Below are 14,583 nucleotides of genomic sequence, written 5' to 3'. Positions count from 1 at the left end.
GTGTTTCTTGGCGTATTTTAAATAGTCCAAGCTAGAGACTGTCACACCAATTTCTAAATTAGCTAAAAGCCAAGCATCGTCTGGATCAGTCAAACCTAAAATCATGATAGGGGCAATAATCCCAGCATCTCTTAGTTCTAACGCTTCATCCGCAACTGCGACCGCAAAACCGTCCGCACCGCGAGATTGGAGGGCGTCAGCTATTTTGACGGCACCTAAACCGTAGCCGTCAGCCTTAACAACTGCCATGACAGCTTTATTACCGATATGCTTTTTAATAGCGAAATAATTATGAATAATCGCATCTAGAGACACGCTAGCCTTACTAGGGCGATGATAACCAATGGTCATAGTTTAAACCTCTCTTTAATCACATAGATTGATCGAAATAGATAGGAAATGGCGTTAATAGCGCGCATTTCACTTCTCATTTATTATACCACTTGTGGGTGAAAACTCGAAAGAAGGGCTCTAACTTAAGGAAAAGCTAAGTTAGTTCAACCCTAAGGTAACCTTAGTGGTCAGTTAAACGTCTTCAGAAGTAGAAATTTGTAGAAACCTCGGTACATGGCTATTGTAAATAAGGATCCAAGGAACAACTCGGTCTCTTGGAAAAATGTACTCGATTCCAACAGCGACAATGGCACCCAAGAAGGTATCTAATACCCGAAGTAGCGCATATACATATTGATTGTCCGCTGGAATATTGAAGACAATGACAAGGAAAGTGGCGCTACCACCAACAACCCCTTGTGGATTCTTAACTAGAAGGTTGGTTTGAATCGTAATTAAAATACCTAAACCCCCTAAAAGTGCAGTAATCAAATAATGGTCAGGCAATAAATTATGTAAAAAAATAAAAACTAATGAGGCAAAAGCCCCACAAACAATAGCTAAGGTTCTGCGCAAACCAAAAGAAAGCGACGAAGTGACGTCAGCTCTTTGTGAAAATACCGCTGAAAGGGCAGCGATTTGCGGGTCAATAGAGATAAATGCTGAAATAAGGATAACCATAAAGACACTCAAAGAAGTCTTTAGGGTCCTCATACCAACGTGAAAATTTTGTTTCACTGAAATAAGCTCCTTTAATTAAGAGGGAAAGTTGAAAAATTCCCCTTCTCTACAATTGAATTTTCTTGTAAATAGATTATACTAGGAATACTTGATGAAATGAACTAAATAATAAAGGTGGTGCACTAGGTGAAGCGGCAAACATATCGCCAAGCGAAAAAAGAGCTTGAACGCGAGAAGAAGAATAACCAAAAAAAGTATGGAAAAAATTTTTCAGATGACATTAAATCCTTGGTCCCTGAGACGACACTCACACAGGATACTGCTGAATTTAACGTCGAAACGTTTGCGGAAACACCTTTGCCAAAAGAAACCTTCCAAGATTTAGACACCAATGAAATCTTCTTTGAAAGACAAAAACAGAAACAGTACTTTTGGTCAGGTTCAAGCAATCACTCACGCAAAGTACTGGTATGGATCATTCTAGCCCTCGCCATCCTAGCAGTAGCCTTGCTCGGACCGCGCGTATTCGAATTCTTCCAAATGATCTTTAAGTAGAAAAGGTGCGACAGAAGTCGTTAAGAAATAAATCACTAGAATAAGAGCAAAAGCTCCCTTCACTTGTCGTGTTGGGAGCTTTTTTGAAGTTTATATTTTTAATATTTGAAATCATAAAATGAAAATAGGGCACTCGTGGACTGTGTGGGCTGTAGTAATTTGGTCGTTCCTTAAAAATAGAAGCCAAAGGCTTTTATATTAAGAAATATATCTAAATTACTACATAGGGTATATGAACATAGATCTAAAAAAACACGACGACTATCGTGTTTTTTTAGTGTGTAATGTTTTATTTTGGTTGAATAATAATCATATCTTTGGTGAAGTGGTTCAAGTTTTCAGTGCGACCATCATGTGCAATCACTAAATCTTCAATACGAACGGCTGTATTACCAGTCAGGTAAATACCAGGTTCGATTGAGAAGATATTGCCATCTTTAATGGTATCTGTATTAGCTTTTGACACATCGCCTTTTTCATGAACTTCGCGTCCAATGAAATGCCCTAGTCGGTGGGTAAATTGGTCACCGTATCCTTGGGCTGTGATGTAATCACGCGCTGCAGCATCCACATTTGCCAAAGTTTCGCCAACTTTGACCGCGTCATTGCCACGTAAATTGGCTTCCAGTACGATGTCGTATACCCTTTTGGCCTCAGCACTAGGCTCACCGTAATAAACGGTACGGGTCATGTCGGAACAGTATCCTTCATGTTTACAGCCGATATCAATGACAATCGAATCACCGCGCTTCGGCAAGGTATGGTCAGATTCATGGTGTGGGTCAGCGCCGTTTGGACCGTAAGCGATAATGGGTTCGAATGAAAAGCCGGCATCTGCACCTTCTTCATCGTAAATGCGGGCTAATTCATCTACGGCAGCCAATTCGTCCAAACCAAGTGGTAAGACTTCTTCGATTAAACGAGCCATAGCACGGTCGTTAATATCTGAAGCTTTACGCATTTTTTCTTGTTCTTCAGCAGTTTTAATGGCTCTTTGGGCATCAACTAAGTCAGAACCTACTTCAAAAGTGGCTTGGTTGTATGTTTTGGCGAGGGCTAATAGTTGGTCAGCCCGCCACAATTTATCTACGCCGATTCGTAGTGGGGCGTTGGTTGCTGGGAAATCTGCTAGATTTGCGAAGGCTTCAGCTATTGTGTAGTTATCATCTACCCAAGTGACATCAATTTCAGCTAATTCGTCGAATACAAATAGCTTGTTAGCAATAATTTGTGGACCTTTTTCCGGTTGGATAATCAATAACCAAAAACGTTCCATGGGGTCAAAAATGACACCAGTGTAGTAGTCGATGGATGCCTTGTCGCTAATGATTAGGGCATCTAAGTTGTGGTTTTTAACTTGTTGTTGAGTGGTTGTTAGTCGGTTGCTATGTTCTAGATCCATATGTCCTCCATCTCGTCTTACAGATAACCGTCAGAAGAATCTTCACTATATTTCTCTTCAGCTTCTGGATGTTCCTCAATATATTCCTCAAATTCACGTAAGGTCATACCATCATGGGTTTCAAGGAAGTCCTCGCGACGGACTTTACGGTATTTGACCATTTTCTCTTTAAATATTTCACCAGTAGTCGGTGGTGTCCATGAAACGGCGTTAGCGCCCGCTTCGATGACCTTACGAATGGTGTCTTCATTCTGACCACCAGTTGCGATAATCGGCACATCTGGGAAATCCCGGCGAATCCGTTCAACTATAGCGGCTGTTTCTTTGCCACCAGAGACGTTTAGGATATCCGCACCGGCAGAAATTCGTGCTTCGATATCGTTATAGGCAGAGACAACTGTCGCTACAATTGGAGAGTCGACGGTGTGTTCAATATCCAGAATATTTTCTGCGGTCATCGGGGCATTCACCACAACCCCTTGAACGCCTGTTGCTTCGGCAAAAAGGGCAATATCTACGCTACGCCTACCCTGAGTTGTACCACCACCAACGCCAGCAAATACAGGTTGACTGGCTACTGATGTTACTGCTGAAATGATTGCAGGATGCGGGGAGAATGGGTAGACAGCTAAGACGGCATCCGCGTTACAGTATAGGATTGTGGCGACGTCAGTTGTAAAGACGAATGATTTTAAAGTTCGTCCAAACACGCGAATACCGGATGCTTCGTTAATAACTTCTGGCACCATCACCATATCGCTTCTAAATTGCGAAGAGATATTTTGAGAGCCGTTTTTTGGTTGATTCAACGCTATAACCTCCATTTAATTGATTGAATGGGTGTTTCAAATAGTTCTAGTCTTATTATAGTACTTATATAAAAAGAATGACAATTCAAAATCTCGACAGGGCGTCATATCAAGTGAAAAAGGTGTTCAAATAATTCAATTATGAAATATAAGATAACATTGATGCCGCTACATGTTAAGAAACCTATCAAAAAATTTGACACTTGCTTAAGAAATGATTAGAATTATTTTATCTTTAAGCAAGAATCCTGTTTACATTCAAGTTTATTGCAATTGTATTCAAAAGGAAAAATCAAATAAGAAGAGGTGCTATGATGATTACATTTGATCATGTTGAAAAATATTATGGTAAATTCCACGCATTGAAAGACATTAATCTGAAGATAAATGAGGGTGAAGTTGTGACCTTAATTGGACCTTCTGGTTCTGGTAAATCAACTTTGATTCGGACGATAAATGCTTTAGAAAAGATAAATTCAGGTCATTTAATTGTTGACGGCAAAGATATTACAGACCGCAATACTGACATCCGTCAAATTCGACGCGACTGCGGTATGGTGTTCCAACACTTCGAATTATATCCTCACATGACCGTGTTAGAAAATGTAACATTGGCGCCTTTAAAAGTCTTGAAGAAAACCGATAAAGATGCCCAAGATAGAGCAGAGCGTTTATTACAACGTGTAAACATGTGGGATAAACGTGATGCTTACCCAGGTCAATTATCAGGTGGGCAAAAACAACGTGTGGCTATCGCACGTGGTCTAGCTATGCGTCCGAAAATGATGCTATTTGATGAACCAACTTCAGCCCTTGATCCAGAAATGGTTGGGGAAGTATTAGACCAAATGAAACGTATCGCTTTTGAGGACAACATGACTATGGTGGTTGTAACGCATGAGATGGGCTTTGCCAAAGAAGTATCGAATAGAACCATCTTTATGGCGGACGGAGAAATTTTAGAAGACCGTCCATCAAAAGAGTTCTTCGAAGATCCACATGATGAACGTGCCGTTCAATTCCTGAGCAAGATCTTAGTCTAATCACCAAGTACGCTTAAGGAAAGAGGGAAATACTATGAAAAAACTATGGCGAATCGTTGTGCTAGTGGCTTTTGCTTTCTTGGCTACGGCCTGTACAAGCTCTGCTGCCAGCCAACAGGATATTGCTGAGCGAATTGACAGCGAAGCCTACCCGGTCATCACTTGGGGGGTAAAAGTCGATACCAACTTATTTGGGAAATATAATATTGAAGAAAACCGTATCGAAGGTTTTGACATCGATATGGCGAAAGAAATTACCAAGCGTGTCGGTGGGGAAAATGCCGAAGCAGAATTTGTTGAGGTAACCTCTAAAACCCGTATTCCTTTACTGAAAAACGGGAACGTAGACGCTTTGATTGCAACCATGACCATCTCAGAAGAGCGGTTAAAACAAGTTGACTTTAGTCAAGTGTACTTTGACGCTGGGCAAGCCTTGATGGTGCCTGAAGATTCTGATATCGAAGGTGTTGAGAGCTTGACGAGTGAACATACTGTTTTGGCGGTAAAAGGGTCTACATCAGCCCAACGAATTAAAGAAGCAGCGCCGGATGCGAATGTCTTAGAGTTAGAAAACTACGCTGAAGCCTTCACAGCCTTAAAATCAGGTCAAGGGGACGCGATGACTACTGATAATGCGATTTTATTAGGAATCATGGAACAAAATACGGGTTACAAAATTGCTGGGTCAACCTTTACAACAGAACCATATGGTATTGCCATCAACAAGGGCCAAGATGACTTCTTAAAAGAAGTAAACCAAGCTATTGATGACATGGTAGCTGATGGTACATATCAAGAAATCTATGCAAAATGGTTTGGTGACGATACTGAGTCATCAATTGTAGAGTAGGGAGGTTGAGCACATGTTTGAATTATTAACAAATTATTCTGATTTAATTATTGAAGGATTTATCAATACCTTGATTGCATCAGTGATCGCTCTGATTGCTTCCTTAATTCTTGGTGGTTTAATGGGGATTATCCAAACCTTAGATAATAAGGTTTTAGCTAAAATTGGCGATATCTATGTAGAATTTTTCCGTAACATTCCTTTATTGATTATTGTGATGTTTTTCTATGTAGTTATTCCTTTATATGGGATGGATATTACCGGATTCCAATCAGGGATTATCGGTTTAACCCTTTATACATCAGCCTTTATCGCGGACGTTGTGCGTTCAGGGATTGACGCTGTCCCTAAAGGCCAAAGAGAAGCAGCTATTTCACAAGGGATGAATTACAGACAAACGATGCAGTACGTGGTTTTACCACAAGCTGTGAAAATTGTGATTCCGCCATTAGGTAACCAATTTATCAACTTAGTAAAAAACTCTTCTATTCTAGCTATGGTAGCTGGGTTAGATTTGATGTATTACGGTGATTTAATTGCCAGTGAAACCTTTAATACTTTAGGGACCTACACAATGATCGCATGTATTTACTTGATCATTACAGTACCTTTAACTTTATTAGTTTCATATATTGAAAAACGATTAGCACAACAGGACGTACGTTAGAAAGGAGCGGTAATAGATGGATTTTGCAGGTGCATTTCAATGGATGAATATCCAGTTTTTACTTGATGGTCTATGGGTTACGCTTCAAGTAACGTTTTACGCTATCATATTCTCGTTAATTTTAGGTGGTATTTTTGGGGTTGTTCGTTTTATGGGGATTCCAATTTTATCTAAAGCTTTAGGGCTAGTTATTGATATTATTCGTAACTTACCTTTACTATTGATTATCTTCTTTACTTATTTTGCTTTGCCACAATTAGGGATTCGCTTAAATATTTTCTGGGCAGCAGTAGGGGCCTTGACCATATTTGAATCAGCCATGATTTCAGAAATCATTCGTGGTGGATTGAATGCTATTCCAAAAGGGCAGGCAGAAGCAGGGATTTCAACCGGTTTAACCCGTGTTCAAACCTTGGTATATATTCTATTGCCACAAGCTGTGCGGTCAATGGCACCTTCGATTGTGTCGCAATTGATTGCCTTGATTAAGGATACATCGCTTGCGACAATTATTTCCTTACCGGAATTGACGCATAATGCGAAGATCATCTACAACCAAAATACAGCATATGTGATTCCAATGTTTGTGATCATGACCTTCCTATATTGGTTGGTATGTTATACCTTGTCTAAATTTTCAAAATACCTATCAAACCGACGTTCAAACAGGGCCATAGCAAAAGATGGTGCTTTGAAAACACCGGCATAGTACAATTCAAGCTGTTGGCTTTTGCTTTTACTATCATGGCCTCTGAACCAGGGCGCTAAGACAGACAGCACTGGAAGAAGTCGTGATTTCAAAGGACCACAAGAATATGAGGGTTGATAGTAAGATAGGTTATTTTTAAACATTGTGCCTAAATGGTTTCATGAATCTGAACACAGGTTAGGGATTCAAAAAAACCAAGTATGAGTTCGAAAATTATTTGAATATCAACAAGGGGTCGGGATTTTTTCTCGGCCTTTTACTTTGCCCAAACAATGTGATAAATAAAGAAAAATGAAAAAACTATGATAAAATAATACCATCAAGAAAATCGTGAAAATCAGGAGGTGGTCGCTTGACTCAAGCAACGAACGTACAAAATAAACAGGGTGGGCTTTCGGGTTCTACCTTGAAATGGATTGCTATGGTCACCATGATTATTGACCACATGGGTGCAGCTATTTTACTGCCTTTATTAAATAGTGGGCAACTGGAAACCTTTGATTACTCCTTGGCTTATACGGCTTATACCAGCTTTCGGCTAATCGGGCGCATTGCTTTTCCGATATTTTGTTTCCTACTGGTTGAAGGTTTCTTCTATACCTCTAATAAACAAAAATATGCTATAAGGTTAGGAATTTTTTCCTTGATATCGGAAATTCCTTTTAACCTAGCTATTAGCCAGCAATTTTTTGATTTGGCCTATCAAAATGTATTCTTTACCTTGTTGTTGGGGCTATTAGCAATCTGGCTGGCTAGTATAATGAAATACCGCTGGCTAGGTATTATCCCTATCGTCTTATTAGCAATCGCTGCAGAGTATTTCAATACGGATTACGGCATGTTTGGCGTTATTTTAATTGGTGCCCTTTATGTCACCCGAGACCAACGTCTCATCCAATCCATTGCTGGGGCTGTACTCGTCCTATGGGAAGTGACTGCGCCGATAGCTTTTGTAATAACCTACTTCTACAATGGATTAAGGGGCCGTTACAACGCCAAATGGCTATATTGGATTTATCTTGTTCATCTGCTGATATTCGGCTTAATTGCCCGTTATTTCATCATTTAGCCCACTTATATAACACACAAAATTGAAAATTTAGAAAAACTAGGAGAGTAACATGTTAGATAAAATAGATTTCGCACAATATATACCACAAATGATCGAAGACATCCAAGGCTTGGTTCGCATCCCATCTATTCGCGATGATGAGGCGGCTACAACAGATGCCCCTTATGGACCAGAAGTCCGCAAAGCACTAGATTTTATGCACGATTTAGCTGTCCGTGACGACATGAAGGTTGGGGATGTTTACCCATATACCGTACACATGGAATCCCGAAATGCGGGGACTAACCACCGGGTGGATGTTGCTAGCCATATTGACGTCGTACCTGTAGGGGCCTTGTCAAATTGGACCAAAGAACCATTTGGCGCTGAAATTATCGACGGTCGTATGTATGGCCGCGGAACATCAGATATGAAACGGAATGCCGTTTTGTCATACTATGCCGTTAAAATCTTACAGGACTACCAAATTCCCTTAAAAAATACCATCCGTATCGTGATAGGGTCTGACGAAGAATCGGACATGACGGACATCCCACAATACGTTATCAAAGAAGGAGCACCTGACTTCGCCATCACACCAGACGGGCAATTCCCACTACAAATCGGGGAAAAAGGGGCCACAACATGGAACTTCAAGGGCGATTTAAAGTCAGATACCATCATTAAAAGTGTAGTCGGTGGGGCTGGGTCAAATGTAGTGCCATCAGAAGCGACATTTGTCATCGCTGATACCTTAAATCCTGGTTTAGAAGCTTATGCTAATAACAAACAATGGCCAATCGCTATCAAAGAAGAAAACGGCCAAACAATCCTAACTGTTTACGGAATTTCTGCCCACGCCTCAACGCCTGAAGCAGGGGACTCAGCAATCACCCGTGGTTTTGAAATCATCGCCAATACCTATTCAGATGACTTGGCCAACAAGTGGACACGCCTATTTCGACCTTATGATGGGTCAGGATTTAACGTAGCCCGTAACCACGATATTATGGGGCCATTGACCTTAAACCAAGGAGTTATTGAGAAAACAGCAGACGGGCAAATTGCCTTTACCATCGATGTTCGTTACCCAACCAATATTACCGAACCAGAATTGACAGCTGCCTTTACCAAAGAATTCGCGGATATCCCATTTGTGAAATCCTTTGATACAGCACCAATTCTGTCTGACGTGAATTTACCAGCAAACCAATTATTGTTAAATACTTTCCACAAACATTTCCCAGACCACGCTATTGAACCTATTATCTCTGGTGGGGTATCATATAGTAAAGTAATGCCAAATTGCGTGTCATTTGGGATGAGCTTCCAGCATGACGCACATGTAGCGCACCAAGCCGATGAGTTCATCGAAATGGATACATTAGAAAAACTATTAAAACTATATACAGATGCTTTTATCCAACTTGGTCAAGCAGATCAATTAGGGTAGGAAGATAAATAAGGGAGTCATATGGTGAACGAAAAAGAATTAGTTGGGGTTGCAGCAGCCCAATACGTTGAAGATGGTATGGTCGTTGGATTAGGCACAGGCTCAACAGCCTATTACCTGATTACAGAACTAGGCAGACGGATAAAAGAGGAAGGCTTAACCTTTACCGGTGTACCAACCTCCATTCAGTCAGCCGAATTAGCAACCAGTCTAAACATTCCAATAGCCTCATTAAATGATGTCCCAGCCATTGATCTAACAATTGATGGCACAGACGAATTTGATCCACAATTAAATGGGATTAAAGGCGGCGGGGGTGCCCATTTAATTGAAAAAATCATCGCCGTTAACAGCAAACGTGTCATTTGGATTTGCGACCACAGCAAGCAAGTAGACCAACTGGGGGCCTTTCCCTTACCTGTAGAGGTGATTCCAGCAGCTAGTCAACACTTATTTTATGCATTTGAGGATAAAAACTATGCACCAACATTCCGTTTATCACTAGATGGCACTAAATTTGTAACTGATTCAGGTAACTTTATTATTGACCTTCATTTAGAAAAAATAGTAAACGCAGTCAAGTTGGCTGACGATTTGATTCAAATGGTCGGTGTTGTTGAACATGGCTTATTCTTGGGAATAGCGGACAAAGTCTTAATGGCCAATGATGGGCAAGTCGTAGAATTTAATGGGTAGTAAGTGAGTTAAAATCGAGTTAGGAATTTTCCTAGCTCGATTTTTTTTATGCAGTTTTTATTAAAGGGAAAATATAAATTTAGACTGAAATCGAGTGAATAGGAATGGGGGAAATTTAAGATGAGAAAGGTAGTTTTATAAAGCAGTAAAATATTTTTAAATGGTAGGATTCTGTTGCACTACTTATCTTCTAAAAATTATGTCTTGATCATAATTTTTTCTAAATGCTCAATATCATTGCATATTTTGATAATGATAGATGTTCATAAAAAAAAAGTCAAAAAATAAGGAAAACCATTTTTTGACGTTCTAATTATCGTATATTCAATTCACTATGCCTGATCATCATCTGAAATCAGAAAACCTTGTACAATCGTAAAAATGATTAACAATAGATACCATAGTATTTTACGGTTTCTTTTTTTCTGTGCCTTACTAGTTGGCATATGCTTAACCCCCTTACAGATAAATAACTTTTTTGGTATGTCTTATTATACCATGAAAAAGATTAAAGTTTAAAGTGATAGCCTATAAATATGTACCCTCTAACATTTTTACAAAAAATTGCATTTATTGTTATTTTACTATTAAACATGTTTTCTTCACTATGTAGAATGTATTTGAATGAGCGTAAGTGTTTGCTCATAAAATATAGTGCGAGTTTATATCACACAAAAAGGCGTATTATATTATGGAAATGAGTTTTAGATGGTATGGATAGGACGATCCTGTTACATTACAACAAATCCGTGAAATCCCAGGTATACAAGGTATCGTTACAGCGATTTACGATATTCCTGTAGGTGAAGTTTGGCCAATGGCGCTTATCGAACAACTTAAGAAAGATGTGGAGATACAGGTCTACATATTTCAGTTATCGAATCAGTGCCGGTTCAGGAGGATATCAAACAAGGTAAACCTAACCGGGACCAATTAATCGAAAATTACAAAACAACTTTAACTGACTTAAGTAAAGCAGGAATACCTGTTGTATGTTATAACTTTATGCCAATATTTGACTGGACTCGTTCCAACCTAAACCATGACTTACCAGATGGTTCTAAATCGTTAGCAATCATTCAAGAAGATGTTGAACGTATGGATCCAGCAGAAGGTGGCTTATTAATGAACTTTGTTGGTATGTCAACTGACTCCCGTTCATTCATCTCTTACACTCGTCACGAATACTTCCGTCGTTTATTCTGCGACTACATCGGTGACTTAGTTTAACGCGGTGAGATTCCTGATGATGAACATTATTAGAAAAATTAATCACTAACGTTTCTTACAACAACGCTGTAGCGTATTTTGACGCTGCTGACGTCGTATCAAAATAAGTTCTTTGATACCTGATTCCCTGTCACTAAAACATTAACCCAATTGATTGGACAGTTTCCATCTAGGAGAGGCACGACAACTTCATCGTGTCTCTCTTTTTTTATGAAAAAATATGTTCAGAATTTCCTAAGAATGCTACAAATACAGATAGGGAGGAGAAACTATGATAAAATGATAGGTGATAAATTACGTTATCCGTAGAAAAATGATGTTGGGAGAGTAACGAATATGAATATTGGTATAGATAAACTACATTTCTTCACACCACATGTCTATGTGGATATGGAAGAACTTGCTGAAGCTAGAGACGTTGAGCCGGCTAAGTTTACAATTGGTTTAGGTCAAACCCAGCAAGCAGTGGCACCCTTAACCCAAGATCCAGTTTCAATGGCAGCTAACGCAGCTTGGCCAATTTTAACAGATGAAGATAAAGAGGCAATTGATTTCATTATTGTGGGATCAGAATCAGGTGTCGACCAATCAAAAGCAATGGCGGTCCATGTACACCAGCTTTTGGGGATTAACCCATTTGCCCGTGCCATCGAAATGAAAGAAGCCTGTTATGCAGCAACTGTAGGTCTTCAAACAGCGGTATCTCATATTGCCCGTCACCCAGAGTCAAAAGTGTTGGTGATTGCAACTGACATAGCTAGATACGGCTTGAATACTTCAGGAGAATCGACACAAGGGGCTGGTGCAGTAGCTATGTTAATTAGTAAAGACCCACGCGTTGCAGTTATTAACGACGACGCAGTTTCTTACACAGGGGACATTTACGACTTCTGGCGTCCAAATTATTCTACATATGCCCAAGTGGATGGTAAATTCTCTAATGAACAATACCTATCATACTTAGAGACAGTGTGGACTGAATATAAAAAACGGACCAATAAAACTTTAGCTGACTTTAAGGCTTTAGCCTTCCATTTACCTTATTCGAAAATGGGCTTAAAGGGCTTGCGTCAATTATTGCCGGAAGTGGATGAAGCTAAACAAGCAGCCTTAACAGAACAATTTGAAGCCAGCCGCGTCTACAATAAACGGGTTGGAAACATCTATACAGGGTCATTGTATCTAAGTTTAATTTCCCTATTGGATCAAAGCCAAGACCTACAAGCAGGCGATACTATTGCCCTTTATTCATACGGATCAGGCGCAGTAGGTGAGTTCTTCTCTATTACTTTAGTGGAAGGCTTCAAGGACATGTTAGCTGACGAAAGTCATCAAGCCATGTTAGATAACCGTATCCAACTATCGGTTGCCGACTACGAATTGATTTTCCAAGAAGAATTACCAACAGATGGTAGTCAATTACTTTTATCTGAAGATGAAGAGCAGTTCCAATTAGCCGGGGTAGAAGGTCACAAACGACTGTATAAATAAAGAAAATCGTTACCTACAAGAAGGATCAACTTCAAGTCGGTAACGATTTTTTGCTAATTTCGATTATTCTTGTCTTAATTTTTCTAAAATTTCTTTGGCTGCGGCCAGGTTCTTATGGTCAGCGTTTTCTAAGGCCGTCACTACGGCATTAATTTCTTGGTCGCCGTCAGCACCTGCTTGAATGGCCAATGATTTAGCTTGTAATTGCATGTGGCCAGCTTGGATCCCTTCAGTAACAAGGGCCCGAACTGCGGCAAAGTTTTGCGCTAAGCCTAGTGAAACAGCAATTTCCATCAGATGTTTAGCGTCCGATTGACCTAAAATTGACTTGGTTACTTGCACAGTTGGGTGGATCCCGATTGACCCACCAACAGCGCCTAAGGCTAGCGGTAGGGTGAGTTCACCAGATAAAATTTCTCGGTCACTGTCGTAAGTCCATTTGGCTAAGCCTCGGTATTGGCCGTCTCGAGCTGCGTAGGCATGGACACCCGCTTCAACTGCCCGCCAGTCATTTCCAGTGGCCAATACAAAAGCGTCGACCCCGTTCATGATTCCCTTGTTGTGGGTGGTCGCCCGGTAAACATCCACCTGCGCTAACTGGCTAGCTAATGCGATTTTTCCAGCCACTTCAACCCCAGAAATAGGGCCTTTATCCAGTAAACGTGCTGGAAGTTCACAAGTCGCCGTTGCCGTAGCTTCAACCGCATAATTGGATAGAATAGCCATCAACCCATCAATATTCGCAATAAAATCCACCTGTCCAAGAATATGCGCCTTCAAAGCCTCCAACATGGTATTCATCATATTGGCCCCCATCGCCTCCTGAGTGTCTATCGTTAGATACACAATGAAAAAAGAGGCACTACTATCGGTTGCTGGATAGTAGTGACTACGGATGGACCGCGCGCCACCACCGCGCCCAACAATGGAAGGGTAGGCAGCGTTGGCAACAGCCAGTAAATCATCTGCAAATTCAGTCACATACGCTTCAAAGCGTAAGGCCTGTGCGTCATCTTCAAGTCCGGTAAAAGCAATTTGCCCAGTCATCAGACGCTGGTTGACCTGGCTTTTAAAACCGCCTGCTTGCTGGATAATTTTACCGCCATTTGAAGCAGCCGCAATCACAGAAGGTTCCTCAGTCACCATAGGAATTTGGATTTCTTGATCGTTTATTAGAAAGTTTAGGGACAAACCATAGGGAAGTCCGTAGGTTGAGAGGGCATTTTCAATCATATTATCAGCAATTTCAGTGGGTAAACCTTGGCCGTTTTTTAAAAATTCAGCTTGGTCACTAGTGATTTGCTCTTGGGCCACTAAGACATCGATACGGTCTTGACGAGACTTTTTATAGTAGGATGTGAATGGATTTTCAGACATGATAACTCCTTTTTCAATAAAGAAACGGACCAGTATACCTAGCCCGCTTGGTTAAAAATAATATATATTATGACGCTTTTTGTAGGTAGATATTATCGTTCATTACGTGACCATCAACGATTAAAACGAAAACTTGTCTAAAGTCATCGAAATCAATGCGGTTGTCATGGCCTAAAAATTTTAAAGCACTCTTTCTTATGTGAACTTGGCCAATATGGGTTTCTAGTACCTCGTCG

Annotated in this window: 15 protein-coding genes and 1 pseudogene; 10 read left to right on the top strand and 6 right to left on the bottom strand. The window is 40.3% G+C overall.

The window, feature by feature from the left end:
- Both ACRCJ0_RS04860 and ACRCJ0_RS04855 read right to left on the bottom strand, forming a co-directional pair.
- A partial coding sequence (locus tag ACRCJ0_RS04860; protein WP_431389670.1) for an alanine racemase occupies positions 1 to 351 on the bottom strand: 351 nt, incomplete at its 3' end.
- Between the two features lie 174 nt (positions 352 to 525).
- Complete coding sequence (locus ACRCJ0_RS04855) at positions 526 to 1,071, bottom strand: FUSC family protein (protein WP_431389669.1); 546 nt, start codon at positions 1,069 to 1,071, stop codon at positions 526 to 528.
- Positions 1,072 to 1,200: 129 nt separating this feature from the next.
- Here ACRCJ0_RS04855 and ACRCJ0_RS04850 point away from each other — a divergent pair, with 129 nt between their 5' ends.
- Positions 1,201 to 1,569 carry a hypothetical protein gene (locus ACRCJ0_RS04850; protein ID WP_048726227.1) on the top strand — a complete coding sequence of 123 codons (369 nt, stop codon included), beginning with the start codon at positions 1,201 to 1,203 and terminating at the stop codon, positions 1,567 to 1,569.
- Positions 1,570 to 1,858: 289 nt separating this feature from the next.
- Here the strand turns inward: ACRCJ0_RS04850 and ACRCJ0_RS04845 are convergent, their stop codons facing one another.
- Positions 1,859 to 2,971 (bottom strand): M24 family metallopeptidase, encoded by a 1,113-nt coding sequence (locus ACRCJ0_RS04845; protein WP_431389668.1) that lies wholly within the window; start codon positions 2,969 to 2,971, stop codon positions 1,859 to 1,861.
- Positions 2,972 to 2,988: 17 nt separating this feature from the next.
- Positions 2,989 to 3,780, bottom strand: coding sequence for a hydrolase (locus tag ACRCJ0_RS04840; protein WP_431389667.1), 792 nt, complete (start codon positions 3,778 to 3,780; stop codon positions 2,989 to 2,991).
- 314 nt (positions 3,781 to 4,094) lie between these two features.
- Between ACRCJ0_RS04840 and ACRCJ0_RS04835 the strand changes: the two genes are divergently transcribed.
- From ACRCJ0_RS04835 to ACRCJ0_RS04795, 9 genes and pseudogenes are all read left to right on the top strand, one after another.
- Positions 4,095 to 4,823 (top strand): amino acid ABC transporter ATP-binding protein, encoded by a 729-nt coding sequence (locus ACRCJ0_RS04835; protein ID WP_371431022.1) that lies wholly within the window; start codon positions 4,095 to 4,097, stop codon positions 4,821 to 4,823.
- 34 nt (positions 4,824 to 4,857) lie between these two features.
- Positions 4,858 to 5,673 carry a glutamate ABC transporter substrate-binding protein gene (locus ACRCJ0_RS04830; protein ID WP_431389666.1) on the top strand — a complete coding sequence of 272 codons (816 nt, stop codon included), beginning with the start codon at positions 4,858 to 4,860 and terminating at the stop codon, positions 5,671 to 5,673.
- A 13-nt stretch (positions 5,674 to 5,686) separates the two neighbouring features.
- The gene (locus tag ACRCJ0_RS04825; protein ID WP_431389665.1) at positions 5,687 to 6,340 is read left to right on the top strand and encodes an amino acid ABC transporter permease; all 654 of its coding nucleotides are present in this window, start codon (positions 5,687 to 5,689) and stop codon (positions 6,338 to 6,340) included.
- 16 nt (positions 6,341 to 6,356) lie between these two features.
- On the top strand, positions 6,357 to 7,049 hold the full coding sequence (locus tag ACRCJ0_RS04820) for an amino acid ABC transporter permease (RefSeq protein WP_371430629.1): 693 nt from the start codon (positions 6,357 to 6,359) through the stop codon (positions 7,047 to 7,049).
- A 352-nt stretch (positions 7,050 to 7,401) separates the two neighbouring features.
- Complete coding sequence (locus tag ACRCJ0_RS04815) at positions 7,402 to 8,118, top strand: TraX family protein (protein WP_431389664.1); 717 nt, start codon at positions 7,402 to 7,404, stop codon at positions 8,116 to 8,118.
- Positions 8,119 to 8,170: 52 nt separating this feature from the next.
- The gene (locus tag ACRCJ0_RS04810) at positions 8,171 to 9,553 is read left to right on the top strand and encodes a Sapep family Mn(2+)-dependent dipeptidase (RefSeq protein WP_431389663.1); all 1,383 of its coding nucleotides are present in this window, start codon (positions 8,171 to 8,173) and stop codon (positions 9,551 to 9,553) included.
- A 21-nt stretch (positions 9,554 to 9,574) separates the two neighbouring features.
- A complete protein-coding gene (gene rpiA, locus ACRCJ0_RS04805) occupies positions 9,575 to 10,249 on the top strand; it encodes a ribose-5-phosphate isomerase RpiA (protein ID WP_431389662.1) in 675 nt (224 codons plus the stop codon).
- Positions 10,250 to 10,994: 745 nt separating this feature from the next.
- A pseudogene (locus ACRCJ0_RS04800) lies at positions 10,995 to 11,431 on the top strand (mannonate dehydratase); the annotation flags it as partial.
- A 384-nt stretch (positions 11,432 to 11,815) separates the two neighbouring features.
- Positions 11,816 to 12,970, top strand: a complete 1,155-nt coding sequence (locus ACRCJ0_RS04795; protein ID WP_269104652.1) for a hydroxymethylglutaryl-CoA synthase — start codon at positions 11,816 to 11,818, stop codon at positions 12,968 to 12,970.
- A gap of 63 nt (positions 12,971 to 13,033) precedes the next feature.
- Here ACRCJ0_RS04795 and ACRCJ0_RS04790 read toward each other — a convergent pair whose 3' ends face one another.
- Together ACRCJ0_RS04790 and ACRCJ0_RS04785 are read right to left on the bottom strand one after the other, a co-directional pair.
- Positions 13,034 to 14,347, bottom strand: coding sequence for a hydroxymethylglutaryl-CoA reductase, degradative (locus ACRCJ0_RS04790; protein ID WP_431389661.1), 1,314 nt, complete (start codon positions 14,345 to 14,347; stop codon positions 13,034 to 13,036).
- 67 nt (positions 14,348 to 14,414) lie between these two features.
- A partial coding sequence (locus tag ACRCJ0_RS04785; RefSeq protein ID WP_431389671.1) for an iron-sulfur cluster biosynthesis family protein occupies positions 14,415 to 14,583 on the bottom strand: 169 nt, incomplete at its 5' end.

The organism is Aerococcus sp. L_32 (assembly GCF_050689315.1).
The sequence above is the reverse complement of the archived record's forward strand: the minus strand, read 5'-3'. Positions and strand labels throughout refer to the sequence as shown.

Bases quoted from the DNA above. Each gene is read 5' to 3' on its own strand.
- ACRCJ0_RS04845 (WP_431389668.1), bottom strand. From the start codon at position 2,971: ATGGATCTAGAACATAGCAACCGACTAACAACCACTCAACAACAAGTT.
- ACRCJ0_RS04835 (WP_371431022.1), top strand. From the start codon at position 4,095: ATGATTACATTTGATCATGTTGAAAAATATTATGGTAAATTCCACGCA.
- ACRCJ0_RS04830 (WP_431389666.1), top strand. From the start codon at position 4,858: ATGAAAAAACTATGGCGAATCGTTGTGCTAGTGGCTTTTGCTTTCTTG.
- ACRCJ0_RS04825 (WP_431389665.1), top strand. From the start codon at position 5,687: ATGTTTGAATTATTAACAAATTATTCTGATTTAATTATTGAAGGATTT.
- ACRCJ0_RS04820 (WP_371430629.1), top strand. From the start codon at position 6,357: ATGGATTTTGCAGGTGCATTTCAATGGATGAATATCCAGTTTTTACTT.
- ACRCJ0_RS04810 (WP_431389663.1), top strand. From the start codon at position 8,171: ATGTTAGATAAAATAGATTTCGCACAATATATACCACAAATGATCGAA.
- rpiA (WP_431389662.1), top strand. From the start codon at position 9,575: ATGGTGAACGAAAAAGAATTAGTTGGGGTTGCAGCAGCCCAATACGTT.
- ACRCJ0_RS04795 (WP_269104652.1), top strand. From the start codon at position 11,816: ATGAATATTGGTATAGATAAACTACATTTCTTCACACCACATGTCTAT.
- ACRCJ0_RS04790 (WP_431389661.1), bottom strand. From the start codon at position 14,347: ATGTCTGAAAATCCATTCACATCCTACTATAAAAAGTCTCGTCAAGAC.